Genomic DNA, 14,056 nt, shown 5'->3' with positions numbered 1-14,056 from the left:
CAATGCGGACAACCCCGTGGCGCAGCGCCACCACCGCCGCCGCCGTGCTCGGCGTCGTGCTCAGCGGCACGCACCTGACCACCGCGGCCGCCACCCCCGTGCCGCCCGGCTCCCGCACGGTCGTCCTGCTCACCGGCGACCGGGTCGAGGTCGACACCCTCGGGCACCGCACCATCCACCCGGGACCAGACCGCGAGCGCACCGCGTTCTCCTACTACGAACGCGACGGCCACCACTTCGTCGTCCCGGTCGACGCGCTGCGCCCACTGGCCGACGACCGCCTCGACGAGCGGCTCTTCGACGTCGACGCGCTGCTCGCCGCGGCCCACGACGGCGCCACCGTACCGGTGATCGTCACCCGCCAACCCGGCCTGGCCACCGTCGAGCCCGCGGGCGCGGCCAGCCTGCCCGCCGTCAACGGTTACGCGACCGCGGTCCGCGGCGACGGCATGCGCGCCCTGGCCGACCCCGGCGTCCGCAAGATCTGGCTCGACGGCGTCCGCAAGCCCCAACTCGACAAGAGCACCGCGCAGATCGGCGCCCCCGCCGCCTGGAAGGCCGGGTACACCGGCACCGGCGTGACCGTCGCCGTCCTCGACACCGGCATCGACCGCACCCACCCCGACCTGGTGTCGCGGGTGGCCGAGGCGCGCACCTTCTCCGACGCCCCGGACGGCCTGGACCGGATCGGGCACGGCACCCACATCGCGTCGATCATCGCGGGCAACGGCGAGCGGTACCGCGGCGTCGCACCCGGCGCGCGGCTGCTCGACGGCAAGGTGTTCGACGACAGCGGGTCGGCCCGCGACTCGTGGATCATCGCGGGCATGCAGTGGGCGGCCGGGGCGGGCGCCGCGGTGGTGAACCTGAGCCTGGCCCGACCCGACCTGCCGGGCAGCGACCCGCTGGAGCAGGCCGTCGACACCCTCTCCGCCCAGCACGGCACCCTGTTCGTGGTCGCCGCGGGCAACGACGGCCCGACCGGCGGCACCGTGGGCTCGCCCGGCAGCGCCGACACGGCCCTCACCGTCGGCGCGGTGGACCGCGCCGACAAGATCCTGCCGTTCTCCGGGCACGGCCCCCGCGTCGGTGACGGCGCCGTCAAGCCGGACATCACCGCCCCGGGCATGGCGATCGTCGCCGCCCGCTCGTCCACCTCGCCCGGCGAGGGTCCGTACGTCGCCGACTTCGGCACCTCGATGGCCGCCGCGCACGTGACCGGGGCCGCCGCGCTGCTGGCCCAGCAGCACCCGGACTGGCCGGGGGAGCGGCTCAAGGACGTGCTGGTGGCCAGCGCCCACCCCGGCACCGGCCAGACCATCTTCGAGGAGGGCACCGGCCGGGTCGACGTCGCCGCCGCGATGACCCAGACCCTGTCCACCGAACCCGCGTCCGTGCACCTGGGCACCCAGCGGCTCCCCGACCCCGGCCGCACCCTCACCCGTGACGTCACCTACCGCAACACCGGGACCACCGAGGCGACCGTCGAACCCAAGGCGGTGCTCTACGGCCCGGACGGCAAGCAGGCGAACCTGGTCACCGTGTCCCCGGCTCGGTTGACCGTCCCGGCGGGCGGCACCGCCGTCGCCACCTACTCCGTGGCCGCCCCGGCGACCGGGCCGCAGGGTCTGTACGCGGGGATGGTCGTCGCGGGTGGGGTGCGCACGCCGATCGTGTTCGCCCGGTCCGAGCCGACCTTCGAGATCACCGTCAGCCAACTCGGCCTCGACGGCACCCCCGCGATCGGCGGGTACGCCCGGATCGTGTCGCGGGCGGCGGGCGCGCGGCAGTACCAGGTGCCGAGCACGGGACGGCTCCGGTTGCCGAAGGGCGAGTACTCGGTCGACTCGTTGTTGGTCGGGGACAACCTGAACTGGCTGTTCCAACCGTCGTTCACGGTCAGCGGGGACTCCGAGCTCGTTATCGACTACCGGCGCACCAAGCCGTTGAGCATCACCCCGCCAGTGCGGGCTACCAGCCGCTTCGCGGACGTTGCCCTGTCCTACGGCGATTACTCCACCGGCATCGCCGGCACTGACATCACGCGGACCGCGACCGGCACAGCAGGCGCCCGTGTGCCGGGTACGGCGTTGACCACAAAGGTCCATACCCAGTGGTTGGCCGAGAACGGCGCCTTCTACGGACTGGCCTACTTCGGGCACGGCGGCCTACCGGACGGGCTCACCAAGCGGCCCAGCGTCCGCGACCTCGCGCACGTCCGGGCAGACCTCCGTGCCACCGGCCCTGACCGCCTCGGCTCGCGCGCCGCCGTGCCGTTCCCGACAACCGGCGGCGTGCTCGACTCCAGCCCCGGCTACGACACCGCGGTCCTGCCGCGGGTACGCGACGAGTACTACACAACGGAAGCCGACGGCGCCTTGTGGACGTCCCTCTTGGTACAACGTTCTGCGACAGGACAACCGGACGGCACCGCGCTGAGCCCGGTCCGCCACTACCGCCCCGGTCGGGACTACACCGAGACGTACAACCGCGGCGTCTTCGGCCCTGCCTTCCCGTCACTGCCCAAGGGCCAGTCGTTCGTCAGCCGCACCAAGGACACCCTGAGCGCGGCACTACCCCTGTTCGGCGACGCGGACGGCAACGCGGGCGACGTCCCCCTGTCGAGCCGCGTCACCACCCTCTACCGCGATGACGTGAAGGTGGGTGAGTCGACCGACCCCACCGCCACCTTCACCATCCCCGCCGGGCGGTCCACCTACCGGCTGGTCGCCGACGCGGTCCGCACCCCCGATGCCACGCTCTCCACCCACGTCACCGCGTCTTGGACCTTCACCTCGACCCACCCGGACTCGACCCAGCCGATCCCCTTGCCGACCATCCGATTCACCCCCCGCCTGGCGGGCGACAACACAGCCCCCCGCGGCCGCGTCTTCCCGGTCCCGATCACCGGGGCGAACAGGTCGACGACGGTCGAGGTCTCCTACGACAGCGGCAAGACCTGGAGCCGAGCTCTGGTACTGGCGGGCACCGCCCTGCTCTGCCACCCCGACACCCCCGGCACGGTCTCCCTGCGCGCCAAGACAACCGACCCCGCAGGCCACCCGCTTGACCTGACCACCATCGACGCCTACACCCTCCGCTGATCCGCCACGGCACGGCCAGCGCTGGTGCTCACCCCGGATGCGAAGAAGGGCGGCGCGGGAGCGAGGCCCCGCGCCGCCCTTGGTTCAACCAGTGGGGCAGGTCAGGTCCGGTTTGCCGTAGTCGAAGCCGATCGAGTAGGACAAGGGGTCGAAGGGGCTGAAGTGCAGGCCCAGGATCACGCCCGGCATGTCCGGGCGTTCGAAGCACACGTGGACGCTGGTTGTGTAGGGCTTGGAGACGTCGAGGGGTTCCAGGGGGGCCTCGTAGCGCTGCTGCCAGCCGTGATCGGTGAAGGCTGTCTTGTAGTAGGCCCGGATCTCGTCGTTCTGGCCCTTGGTGGCGAAGCCCCGGGAGACGGTGCCGATCCCGGCCTCGTCCTCGCAGGGCTGTTTGCTGGCCTTCTCCTCGGGTTCGACGTCGGGCGGGGCCAGGTCGAGCTCCTCCCGCGCCAACAGTCGCTCGGCCGTACGCCCGCCGTCGTCCTGGCAGGCACCGTACAGTCCCGCCGCGAGCGGGGTGGGGTCGCACGCCGTGACACACGACCCCACCCCAGCGGCGGTCATCACCAACACGGCGAGAACCCGCCGTCCCGCCTGGATCACGTCGTGAGCCTACCGCTCACGAGCAGTCCGAGGGCGCGGACCATGATTGCCCCGCCAGCGCGCCCAGCTTGTAGGTCAACATGGCCTGCTACATCGTGTGCCGGAACGCGTTCAGAGGCGAAGTGTGGTCCGCAAGGTTCGGGTGGGGTCCGATGGGGTTGGAGCGATCTCGATGAAGCCGAGTTTGGCCAGGACGCGGCGGGAGGCTGTGTTCCAGGGCCAGACTGTGGCTCGGAGGCTCTGGTGGCCGGAGGATCTGGCCCAGTCGAGGACCGCTCGGGCGGCTTCGGTGGCGTAGCCCTGGTTCCAGGTCCGGCGCAGGAGTTCGAAGGCGAGTTCGGGGTCCTCTGTGGATCCACTGCCGACCAGGCCGCAGTAGCCGATGACGTCGGCGGTGGCTTTTCGTTCGATGGCCAGCAAGTCGGTGGACGAGGCGCGGATCGCGTCCTCGAGCTCGGCGATCGTGGGGTGTCCGTCGGCGTCGATCCGGCGGTGCGGCGGGACTCGGGGGTCGCGTTCGGTCCACAGTTCGCGTTGGATGGCGGCCTCGGATACCCGCCACGGCCTGAGCAGCAAGCGGCTGGTTTCGAGGACTGTCATGGCACCGAGTCTCCCACAGGGGCGCGACGCTATTGAGTGGCAGACGCGGGGGAGCGGGGGCATGGTGTTGGCGTGGACCACCTCCTCTACGGGCTTGCCGTCAACCCTGCCCTGCCTGCCGCGCTGGTCGAGCGGCTGATCGATGTCGCGGACGCCGAGATGGCTGGAGCGCTGGCGGAGCGCGGGGACCTGAGTGCGGGGCAGGCGCTGAAGTTGGTCAAGAGGCAGCCGGAGACCGCGGTCGAGCTCGCCGAGGCTGGAGTGCTCACTGTGGACAGTGTCGATCCGTTGGTGGCGCCCGTGGTCGCTCTTGCCCTGCTCGGGCGGGGAGCGGGCGATCCCGAGTGGACGCGGCGGTTCGCGGTCGACCCGGCGGTCGAGCACAGGGTGAGGCTGGCGGCCTGTCCGGGACTTCCCGAGGATGTCGTGGAGGTGCTCGCGGGCGACGTCGAGGCTGTGGTCGTGGCGGGCCTGGCGGAGGCGACGACCTCGGTGGAGGTGGTGGCGCGGCTCGCTGGGCATCCGCATGCCGAGGTGCGCAAAGCGTTGGCAGGCAACGAGGTGGCGCCTCCAGCGGTGTTGGCGTCGTTGATCACGGGCGAGGGTCTCCCGCCGTTGACGGGATGCCTGGTGTGCGATCGCGAGACGGTGCCGTTCGTGCACGACCGGGAGTGCCCGCGCGCCGATTGCGATCTGCGAACGGGCGCCTCCTGCGACGGCTCGCACGAGTCCACGGTCTGGGAGACGCACCTGCTCGCACTCGGCAACCCGACTACCCCGCTCGACGCTGTCATCGGTTTCCTCGACCATCCCATGTGGCTGTTCCGCGAACGCCTCGCCGCCCGACCCGACCTGCCACCCGAGGCGTACCGGCGCCTCGCCGCCGACCCCGTCCCTGGCGTCCGGTGGGCGCTCGCCGAGAACCCCGCGATCGGCGACGCCGTGATCCGGGAACTCGCCCGGGAGGACACCCACGTCCGGCGCCAGGTCGCCCTCAACCCCCGTGTCCCGCTCGACGTGCTCGCCGACCTGGCCGTGACCACCAAGATCGGTCCGACCCTGGTGCCCCGGATAGCCACCGCGACGCAGGCCGAGGTCCAGAACCTGGCCTTGTCCCCGACCGCGGCGCTGCGGATGCTGCTGGCTCACCGACGTGATCTGCCCGCGCGGGTGCGGGACGTCCTCGCCGCCGACCACGACGCGAAGGTGGTCAAGGCCATCGCACCGGACCCGGGCCTGTCCGAGACCCAGCTCCGCGCGATGATCGACCGCCATGGCACGCAGGTCCTCGGCGCCGTGGCGCGCAACCCGGCTGCCTCCTCGGCCTTGCTGGAGGACGTGGTCCGGCACCTACCCCCATCGCACAAGGCGTTCCGCGCGATCGCCGAACACCCCAACGCCACCGCGCCCGCACTGCTGGCGTGCCTGGACGACGACAGAGCAAGGCCGCTTGCCGCCGCCCACCCCGCCCTGCCACCCGAGACCATCTCCGAACTCCTCACCGACGACGACGGGTGGACGGCCCAGGCAGCGGCCGCCAACCCGTCGTTGCCGCCCGAGGTCATGGCGTCCCTGGTGGGGGAGTCGCGCCGGCGTCTGGATGGGAGCTAGGCGGGGCTCTGCGGTGAAGAGCCAGGGGTTGATATGTCCGTTGTTGAGGGTCAGCGCGCGGTGATGGCGTCGACTTCCTCGACGATCAGGAGGTCGGGGTTGAGGTTCATGCCCGCGAAGTGGCCCGCGAGGTCGAGGGAGAGGATGCCGTGCAGGCGGGTCCAGAACAGCAGGGCCCGGCGCATGGTGTCGGCGGTGGCGGGGTGGTCGCCGACCCAGTCGCGGTGGATGTCGAGGTGGATGTCGAGCGGGGTGCGCTTGGTGGTGGCCGCGCGGTTGTGGGTTGTGGCCGCGTCCAGGAGGACGGTCATGACCTCGGCGGAGATCGCGGTGATGTCGTCGGGGGCGTGGTAGCCGGGGACGGGGGTGCCGAAGATGAGGAAGTACCGCTGGGGGTCGGCGCGGGCCCAGTCGCGGATGGTCCAGGCCAGCCGGGACAGGTCGGCGCCGTCGGTCGCGGCTTCGTGGACGGTGTCGGCGAGGCTGCGGTAGGCGTCGCGGATGAGCTCGGTGATCAGGTCGTCGCGGCTGGCGAAGTAGCGGTAGAGGGCGGGTCCGCTCATGCCGACCTGCTTGGCGATCGCGTTGAGCGACAGCGCCGGTACGCCAGCGGTGGCGATCTGCTCCCAGGCGTGGCGCTTGACCTCTTCGCGCACCTGGACGCGGTAGCGCTCGCGTGGGCTCTGCCCGCTTGGGTCGGTCATCGGCTGCTCCTTCCGCTCAACGTGGTTAGAGGCTATCACTCTCGTTATTGACTCTCTCGCGATCGGCGTTATAGGTTCTAACTACAGCAACAACGCCTAGCGATCAGGAGAAGTCATGACCCCGTCGAACCAGGTCAGCACCGCCCGCCGTCCGGCCCGGCTGCGCTCCGCCCTGCTCACCATCCCGCTGGCCGCGGCGCTGCTCGCGCTCTCCGCGCCCGCCCAGGCCGCCGCCGCCGCGCCCGCGCCGCTGACCTGCCAGGGCAAGGGCATCAACCCCGCCGCGCAGATCCACCACCAGACCGAGACCTTCATCGAGGCGCCGCTGAGCACGGTGTGGCGGCTGCACACCGACGTCGAGCACTGGCCGTCGTGGCAGCGGGCGGTCACCAGCCTCAAGCGGCTCGACCCCGGCCCGCTGCGGCCGGGCTCGCGATTCCGCTGGACCACCCCGGCCCCGCCCACCCTCACCACCCCGGCGACCACCCTGGTGATCACCTCCACCGTCGGGCAGATCAAGCCCGGCACGTGCGTCCGCTGGACCGGCCCCGCCATCGGCGACGGCCTCCGCATCGACGAGGGCGTCCACGTCTGGACCTTCACCGAGGCCAACGGCGGCGTCATCGTCCGCACCGAGGAGAGCTGGCGCGGCCCCCAGATCGACGCCGACCCGGCCACCGCCATCCAGTACCTCGCCCCCGGCCTCGACTACTGGCTCGCCGACCTCAAGACCGCCGCCGAATCCCGCCACTGCCACCACTGACCCACCCCGACCAGAGGAGCAAGACGATGACCACCCACCGCCCCTCCCTGCCCGTTCTCGTCGCCGCCTGGGCCGTTCCGGTGTTCGTGCTCGGCCAGTTCGCTTTCGTGGCGATCATCCCCATCGCCATCACCCTTGTCGCCGCACTGCGAGACCCGGCCCAGCAAGCCCTCCGCTGGTCCACCGGCGCCCTGACCGCCGTCTACGCCGTGCTGGTGACCGCGTGGTTGGCAGGCCCCAGCACCGCCCCAAGCCTGTCCAAGTTCCTGAGCCCCACCGCTACCGCGCTATTCGCCGCCACCGCCACCGCCGTGGCCATCACCCACCACACCCTCCACCGACGCCCGCGAGTTGCCTGACCCGTCCGGTCAGTGGTCACGAATGGAGAAGCGCAGGTCAGCGGGGCGGCCTTAGCGTTGTCGGCATGACCTCACTGGACAGCATCACTCTTGAGGTGGCCGACCTCGCGGCCGCCGAGCGCTTCTACTCCGCTGCTTTCGGGCTGGGCGACCGGGTGCGGTTGCGGGCCTCGCAGGAGCCGACGGACGGGTTTCGCGGGTTCACGTTGTCGCTCACGGTGGCGCAGCCTGCTGATGTTCATGCGCTCGTCGACGCTGCTGTCGATGCCGGGGCGACGGTGGTGAAGGCTGCCGCGAAGTCGATGTGGGGGTATGGCGGGGTGGTGCGGGCGCCGGACGGGACGATCTGGAAGGTCGCGACGGCGGCGAAGAAGGACACCGGGCCTGCCACGCGCGAGGTCTCCGATGTCGTGCTGCTCCTCGGAGTCGCCGACGTGGCCGCGAGCAGGCGGTTCTACCTGGAGCAGGGCCTCGTTGTGGGTAAGAGCTTCGCCCGCATGTACGTCGAGTTCGCCGGTGGAGCCGTCAAGCTGGCCCTGTACCGACGCCGAGCGCTCGCCAAGGACGCGGGCGTGCCCGAAGAGGGCACTGGCTCACACCGGATCGCCCTCAACGCCCCCACCACACCCTTCACCGACCCCGACGGCTTCCCCTGGGAGTCCACCTCCATGGCCACCCAGTCCTGATGTGCCTCTCACCCATTCCCGCCGTCGCGGCCGCCCTCAGCACGCACGGGAACCCCGACGAACCCCCTGAGCAGGAACCCGTTGGCTGTGAGTTGGGCGCGTCGCGCGTGGCCGAGGTGGCGCAGGCGCGGTTGACTGAACCGGTCAGGGATGTGGCGCGTACCTGTTGTATCGCCTAGTCGGAGGTGGGTATGCCGGAGTTCATCAATGGGTTGCCGGTGCACGCGTTGGTCGTGCACGCGGTCGTGGTGCTCGTGCCCCTGGCGGTGCTGGGGGCCATCGTGATCGCGGTGTGGCCCGCGGCGCGGGCGCGGTTCGGGTGGCTGGTCGTGGGGTTCGCGGCGGTGGGGGCGGTGTTGACGCCGATCGCGACCTCCAGCGGGGAGGACCTGGAGAAGCGGCTGCCGGAGAACGACCTGATCAAGGCGCACGAGGAGCTCGGGGACACGCTGATCTGGTTCGTGCTCGGCCTGCTCGTGGTGGTCACCGCCCTGATGGTCGTGAGCACGCGGACCGCCCAGTCGTGGACCAAGCCCGCGGTGATCGTGCTGGCAGTGCTGTGCGTCGGAGTTGGCGCTGCCGCTGGCGTACACACCTACCGCGTCGGTGACGCGGGTGCGCGCGCCGTGTGGGACGGGATCGACCAGCAGCCCGCCCGATAAACTCGGTGGACAGGTCACCGGGTGATCGGTTGGTATGGAGAGATCCAACCGATCGGGAGGCGACTTGCCCGCAGGTGACACCGCGCTGACCATCCCGTCCACGCTCGTCCGGGACCTCGTCGCGGCGCAGTTCCCGCACTGGGCCGACCTGCCCGTCGAGCCCGTGGCCACGCAAGGCGTCGACAACGCGACCTACCACCTCGGCGCGGACATGTCCGTGCGCCTGCCCCGGTTCGCCCGTTGGGAAGGTCAGGTGGACCGCGAGCAGACCTGGCTGCCCCGACTCGCCCCGCACCTCCCGCTGACCGTGTCGCAGCCGATCGCACGCGGCGCGCCGGGGCAGGGGTATCCGCTGCAGTGGTCGGTGTACCGCTGGCTCGACGGCGAGCGGGTCGACCCCGACCGGCTCGACGAGACCCGCGCGGCCGCCGACCTCGCCGACTTCCTGGGCGCGCTCTGGTCCATCGACACCACTGGCGGTCCACCGCCGGAGTGGAGCAACGGGTTCCGCGGGGTCGACCTCGACGACGTCAGCTACTCGCCGGTCGTCGCGTGGGTGCTCCAGCAGAAGATCGACGCACTCGCCGGGGTGGTCGACACCGACGCCATCGCCGCGATCTGGGAGCTGGGACTGGCCGCGCCCAAGTGGGGTGGGCCGGGTGTGTGGATCCACGGCGACCCCGCGCCGAGCAACCTGCTGGGCGACGGTGCGCGGATCACCGCCGTCATCGACTTCGGCACGCTCGCCGTGGGCGACCCCGCCTGCGACCTCATCGCCGCCTGGACCGTGCTGACCCCGCACGGCCGCGACCTGTTCCGCACGGCCCTGGACATCGACGACGCCACCTGGGCCCGCGGCCGCGTCTGGGGCCTATCCGGCCTACTCCCCGCCCCCGGCGGCCCCCTCGACCGCCCGCGCCTAGCGGCTCTCCTCGCCGACCGCGACTAGAGCAGGTCCACACCCCTCACCGACATACCAAGGCGACCGCCGAGGCCGCCAAGTCGGAACCGCCACCAGGCGAGCACGAGACCGAGCGGTGACGATGCCGAGTCGGGTACGAGGCCGGGCGATAACGTGCCAGGCCGGGGACGATGCCGGGTGGGGACGAGGGGGCGGGTGGCGGGAGGAAGTGTCACAGCGCTACTTTGGGAAGTCCTGCTTTGCGGATCTTGCGCCGGAGCAGCACCTTGCGGGTGCCGTCGGCGTAGAGGCGGACGCGGGACAGTTCCCAGCCGTTGAACTCGGCCTGGATGGCCAGCTGCGTGGCTGCCGTGAGTCGGGAGACCCCGGGTGGCAGGCGCAGCGGTAGGTATTCCCAGTCGCCCTCGATCTGGCTCTCGCTCATGGTCGCACCACCTGCACACCACCTCCGTTCGCGGACGCGACCACCACGCGCCCGGTCTCTGGATCGACCGCGACCGAGTTGGGCTGAGCGACGGTCGGGTACCGGTGCCGTTCGACCGGTTCCTCGCCGCCGACCTGGTAGCCGACCACCTCGTTGGTCTCGGTCAACGTCACCCACGCCAGGTCGCGCTTGGCGTCATAAGCGATCCCGTAGGGCGAACCCGCCACCGGGTAGCGCTGACGCATGAGGAGTGGGTCTAGCGAGAACGCCAACAGCGCGCCGCCGCGGGTGTCGGTGACCAGAACGCGCCCCCATCGGTCCACTACGCCGTTGGTGGAGCCTTGTCCGGCACGCAGTCCTTGCCCGAAGGTGCCCTGCTCGACGTCCAGTTGGAACACCGCGTTGCGCAGCCGGTCGAGCACTAGAGCGCCGGGACCGGTGCTGAACACCTGGTCGGCACTGAGCAGGCTGCCCGAGATCACGCGCCGCACCTGCCCGTCGTCGAGGACGGCCACCTGCTTGCGGTCACGAACCGCGACGAGAGTGTCGCCACCGAACATCGCGGTGGCCACCGGCGATCCCTCCACAGCAGACTCGTCCAGCGCGCCACCGGGTAGCGCTACCCGAACCACGCGGCCAGGAACCGCGGCGAGCACGGCGCCACCATCGCCCGCCAGCGTCAATGACTCGGCCGCGCCGGGCAGGGTAAGAGCACGAGGTGCCTTGTCGAGTGCGTCGAGGTCGTAGAGCCGTAGTTCGGTCCCCGAGGCCACGGTCAAGGTCCGGGTCGTCGGGTCTGTGGCGACAGCCGTGACCGGTGTCGCCAACGGCAGCACGGTGCCTGCGGGGGTGGCGGTCGGCACGGGGGAGTGGGCGGGGGTCGCGGCGACCGGGTTGTCGGTGACCATCAACTCGTCCCTCGGCTGGTCATCCGACGAACAGCCCGCGGTGAACGCGGCGCAGAGCGCGGTGGCGGCGACCAGGACGACGACGCGGGGCAAGCAGACCTCCGGACGGCGGGGACGGGGCGTCCCCCCAGCATCCCGCACCGAGCACGCCATGGCCACGTCCGGTGGGGTGTGTCCGCCCACGATCCCGCAGGCCGCAAGCCGCTTGCTCAGGCCGCCAGTTCCGCCTCGGCGCGCGCGGTCACCTCCGCCAGCACCCGCCCCGCGATCGCCTTGTCCTCGGCGGACAGGTCCCCGTAGAGCTTCTGCGCGATCCGGTCGACGCCGTCGCCGATGCGCTGGAACCTGGCCCGGCCCGCGTCGGTGAGAGTCACTCCCGCGCTGGTCAGGCCATTCGCGGCCAGTGCGGCGACGGCGTGCCCGGCCTCCGCGTCACCGAGGCGCGCGGTCAGGTGCCCGACCAGGTCATCCTCGGCGATGTCGCCGTCGGACAGCAGCACCAGCGCGACCCACTCGGGGAAGGTCGTGGCGGCGTCGGCGAGCAGCCGGTCGAGCAGGGCGCGGGTGGCCCGGCCCGCCTGGCCGATGACGAGTCCGTTGAACGGGTGGCTCATGTCTTCTCCTCCTCGAGCAGGGCGCGCAACGCCTCGACGAGCGCCCGCGTGCGCGGGCTGTCGACTCCGCCGAGGGGCGCGGTCAGGTCGTGCTGGAGTGCGTGGACCGCGGCGACGGCCCGCTCGGTGCGGTCGCGGCCGTGGTCGGTGGGGTCGAGCAGCATCGCCCGGCTGTCGTCGGGGTCGGGTGTCCTGGTCAGCAGCCCGGCCTGCTCCAGCGACCGGACGAGCTTGGACACGTACAGCGGCTCCAGCCCGGTGAAGTCCGCCAGGCGTCGCTGACTCGGCCGAGTGCCGGAACGGCGCAGGGTGAGTAGCGGGGCCATGACCGAGTACTGGGCGTGGGTCAGCCCGAACGGGGTCACCGCCCGGTCGATCGCCGCCCGCCACCGGGTCGACACCCGCCAGACCAGCCCCGACACCGGGGTCTCCGCGTCACGCACACCAACTACAGTACATGGATACTATCGCCATGGACAGTATTCGGCGCACTACGAAACAAGCTGGTCAGGTTCACCGGATCCGGGAAACTGTTGCGCCGGGAGGGTGATGTCGAAACCAAGTTGTAACACCGACTGTGGTGGCGCCGACGTTGCAGGCACCAGCGCAGGGAGGTAGCCATGGCAATCGACCCCGCTCACCTGCCGATCTTCGGCGATCCCGAACCCACCGACGCGCCCGCCCCGGTGCGCGCCGCCAGCGTCCTGCTGCTGCTCAACGTCGGCGTGACCGCCGCCCACCTCGCCGTCGTCTCCGCCCGCTCCGACCACGACGTCTCGCTCTCGGTCGTGCCGATCTGCCTGGCCATGGGGTTCGCGCTGGCCCTGCGCGGCGGCCGCGACTGGGCCCGCGTGGCGTCACTGCTGGTCGCGGGACTCGCGCTGCTGCTGATGCTGGGCATCGCCGAGGGCGTGCTCGGGACCGCCGCCCTGGTGCTCTCGACCCTGCTGGTGATCTCCGCGGCGCACCTGATGTACCGCTCGGACGTGCGGGACTACTTCGTCATGGCCGACAGCGAGTTGGCAGACAACGAGGTGGCCGACAACGAGGTGGCCGACAACGAGAGCGACCTCGACTCCGAGACCGACGACGTACCCGGCGACGCGGCTAGTGCAGACGCCGTTCGGGGTAGCCGAACTCCACCGCGCTGACGTCGTCGAGCGCGGACCTGATCGCCGCGGGCAGCGTCAACTCCTCCGCGATGAGGGACCCCTTCAACTGCGTCGTGTCCCGCGCCCCCACCACGGGCGCCACCACGCCAGGACGGTCCCGAACCCACGCCAGCGCTACCGCCAACGGTGACGTCCCCAGCCCGTCAGCGGCGGTAACCACTGCCTGAACGATCCGCGCCGCCCGTTCCGTGCGATGCCGCTCGACATACCGCGCGAACACCGGCGACGCCCCACGCGAGTCCGCGGGCGTGTTGGTGCGGTACTTGCCGGTCAACACACCCCGCCCCAACGGCGCCCACGGCAGCACTCCCAGCCCGTGGTGCACGGACGCCGGGATGACCTCCCGCTCTACCCCGCGCTCCAGCAGCGAGTACTCCACCTGCGTGCTCACCAGCGGTAGCCCTGTCGACGCCTGATGGGCCGCGGCTGTCGCGGTCTGCCAACCCGAGTAGTTCGAGATCCCCGCGTACCGCACCTTGCCCGCGCGCACGGCCCCCTCCACCGCCGCCAGCGTCTCCTCCAGCGGCACGGCCTCGTCCCACGCGTGCAACTGCCACAGGTCGATGTGGTCGGTTCGCAGCCGCCGCAGCGACTCCTCCAGCGCCGTCAGCAACGCCCCGCGCGACGCGCCCCCGCCGAACGGCCCGTCGTGCCTGCGCGCGACGGCCTTGGTCGCCAACACCACCCGCTCCCGCGGCACGAGGTCACCCAGCAGCGTGCCCAGCAGGCGCTCCGCCTCGCCGTCGGCGTAGATGTCCGCGGTGTCGACCAGGGTGCCGCCCGCCTCGGTGAACGCCGCCAGCTGCGCGGCCGCCTCGTCGGCGCCGGTGTCCCCGCCCCAGGTCAGCGTGCCCAGGCCCAACCGGGAAACCCGCAGCCCGCTGCGCCCGAGGTGTCGTTGCTCCACGATCACCGAGCCTAGGC

Annotated in this window: 16 protein-coding genes; 8 read left to right on the top strand and 8 right to left on the bottom strand. The window is 71.4% G+C overall.

The window, feature by feature from the left end:
- Nucleotides 1-2: 2 nt before the first annotated feature.
- Nucleotides 3-3,104, top strand: a complete 3,102-nt coding sequence (locus CLV68_RS15645; protein WP_121391399.1) for a S8 family serine peptidase — start codon at nucleotides 3-5, stop codon at nucleotides 3,102-3,104.
- Between the two features lie 84 nt (nucleotides 3,105-3,188).
- Here the strand turns inward: CLV68_RS15645 and CLV68_RS15640 are convergent, their stop codons facing one another.
- Both CLV68_RS15640 and CLV68_RS15635 read right to left on the bottom strand, forming a co-directional pair.
- Entirely contained in the window at nucleotides 3,189-3,707 is a 519-nt protein-coding gene (locus tag CLV68_RS15640; RefSeq protein WP_121391397.1) for a hypothetical protein, read from the bottom strand.
- Between the two features lie 111 nt (nucleotides 3,708-3,818).
- Entirely contained in the window at nucleotides 3,819-4,307 is a 489-nt protein-coding gene (locus tag CLV68_RS15635) for a GNAT family N-acetyltransferase (RefSeq protein ID WP_121391395.1), read from the bottom strand.
- A gap of 72 nt (nucleotides 4,308-4,379) precedes the next feature.
- On the opposite strand from CLV68_RS15635, the gene CLV68_RS15630 reads away from it, so the two are divergent.
- Nucleotides 4,380-5,918 carry a hypothetical protein gene (locus CLV68_RS15630; protein WP_121391393.1) on the top strand — a complete coding sequence of 513 codons (1,539 nt, stop codon included), beginning with the start codon at nucleotides 4,380-4,382 and terminating at the stop codon, nucleotides 5,916-5,918.
- A 50-nt stretch (nucleotides 5,919-5,968) separates the two neighbouring features.
- On the opposite strand, the gene CLV68_RS15625 is transcribed toward CLV68_RS15630, so the two are convergent.
- Nucleotides 5,969-6,622, bottom strand: coding sequence for a TetR/AcrR family transcriptional regulator (locus CLV68_RS15625; RefSeq protein ID WP_121391392.1), 654 nt, complete (start codon nucleotides 6,620-6,622; stop codon nucleotides 5,969-5,971).
- 115 nt (nucleotides 6,623-6,737) lie between these two features.
- Here CLV68_RS15625 and CLV68_RS15620 point away from each other — a divergent pair, with 115 nt between their 5' ends.
- From CLV68_RS15620 to CLV68_RS15600, 5 genes are all read left to right on the top strand, one after another.
- Nucleotides 6,738-7,385: an SRPBCC family protein gene (locus tag CLV68_RS15620; protein ID WP_121391390.1), complete on the top strand. Its 648-nt coding sequence runs from the start codon at nucleotides 6,738-6,740 to the stop codon at nucleotides 7,383-7,385.
- Nucleotides 7,386-7,411: 26 nt separating this feature from the next.
- Entirely contained in the window at nucleotides 7,412-7,744 is a 333-nt protein-coding gene (locus CLV68_RS15615; RefSeq protein ID WP_121391388.1) for a hypothetical protein, read from the top strand.
- 65 nt (nucleotides 7,745-7,809) lie between these two features.
- Entirely contained in the window at nucleotides 7,810-8,430 is a 621-nt protein-coding gene (locus CLV68_RS15610) for a VOC family protein (RefSeq protein WP_121391386.1), read from the top strand.
- Nucleotides 8,431-8,621: 191 nt separating this feature from the next.
- Nucleotides 8,622-9,092: a DUF2231 domain-containing protein gene (locus tag CLV68_RS15605; protein WP_121391385.1), complete on the top strand. Its 471-nt coding sequence runs from the start codon at nucleotides 8,622-8,624 to the stop codon at nucleotides 9,090-9,092.
- 64 nt (nucleotides 9,093-9,156) lie between these two features.
- The gene (locus CLV68_RS15600) at nucleotides 9,157-10,041 is read left to right on the top strand and encodes an aminoglycoside phosphotransferase family protein (RefSeq protein ID WP_211346562.1); all 885 of its coding nucleotides are present in this window, start codon (nucleotides 9,157-9,159) and stop codon (nucleotides 10,039-10,041) included.
- Between the two features lie 184 nt (nucleotides 10,042-10,225).
- Here the strand turns inward: CLV68_RS15600 and CLV68_RS15595 are convergent, their stop codons facing one another.
- The 4 genes from CLV68_RS15595 to CLV68_RS15580 form a co-directional block, all read right to left on the bottom strand.
- The gene (locus CLV68_RS15595) at nucleotides 10,226-10,438 is read right to left on the bottom strand and encodes a DUF5703 family protein (protein WP_121391383.1); all 213 of its coding nucleotides are present in this window, start codon (nucleotides 10,436-10,438) and stop codon (nucleotides 10,226-10,228) included.
- A complete protein-coding gene (locus CLV68_RS15590) occupies nucleotides 10,435-11,439 on the bottom strand; it encodes a YncE family protein (RefSeq protein ID WP_121391381.1) in 1,005 nt (334 codons plus the stop codon). Before CLV68_RS15590 ends, CLV68_RS15595 begins: the two co-directional genes overlap by 4 nt.
- Nucleotides 11,440-11,555: 116 nt before the next feature.
- A complete protein-coding gene (locus CLV68_RS15585) occupies nucleotides 11,556-11,960 on the bottom strand; it encodes a hypothetical protein (RefSeq protein ID WP_121391378.1) in 405 nt (134 codons plus the stop codon).
- The gene (locus CLV68_RS15580; protein WP_121391376.1) at nucleotides 11,957-12,403 is read right to left on the bottom strand and encodes a MarR family winged helix-turn-helix transcriptional regulator; all 447 of its coding nucleotides are present in this window, start codon (nucleotides 12,401-12,403) and stop codon (nucleotides 11,957-11,959) included. Before CLV68_RS15580 ends, CLV68_RS15585 begins: the two co-directional genes overlap by 4 nt.
- A 177-nt stretch (nucleotides 12,404-12,580) precedes the next feature.
- Between CLV68_RS15580 and CLV68_RS15575 the strand changes: the two genes are divergently transcribed.
- On the top strand, nucleotides 12,581-13,111 hold the full coding sequence (locus CLV68_RS15575; protein ID WP_121391375.1) for a hypothetical protein: 531 nt from the start codon (nucleotides 12,581-12,583) through the stop codon (nucleotides 13,109-13,111).
- Here CLV68_RS15575 and CLV68_RS15570 read toward each other — a convergent pair.
- Entirely contained in the window at nucleotides 13,068-14,039 is a 972-nt protein-coding gene (locus tag CLV68_RS15570; protein ID WP_121392308.1) for an aldo/keto reductase, read from the bottom strand. The genes CLV68_RS15575 and CLV68_RS15570 overlap by 44 nt on opposite strands.
- Nucleotides 14,040-14,056: the final 17 nt, after the last annotated feature.

It is taken from the genome of Actinokineospora cianjurensis, from assembly GCF_003663795.1.
Classification (GTDB): domain Bacteria; phylum Actinomycetota; class Actinomycetes; order Mycobacteriales; family Pseudonocardiaceae; genus Actinokineospora; species Actinokineospora terrae.
Note: the sequence above shows the minus strand (reverse complement) of the source record. Positions and strands in the feature narration are given on the sequence as shown.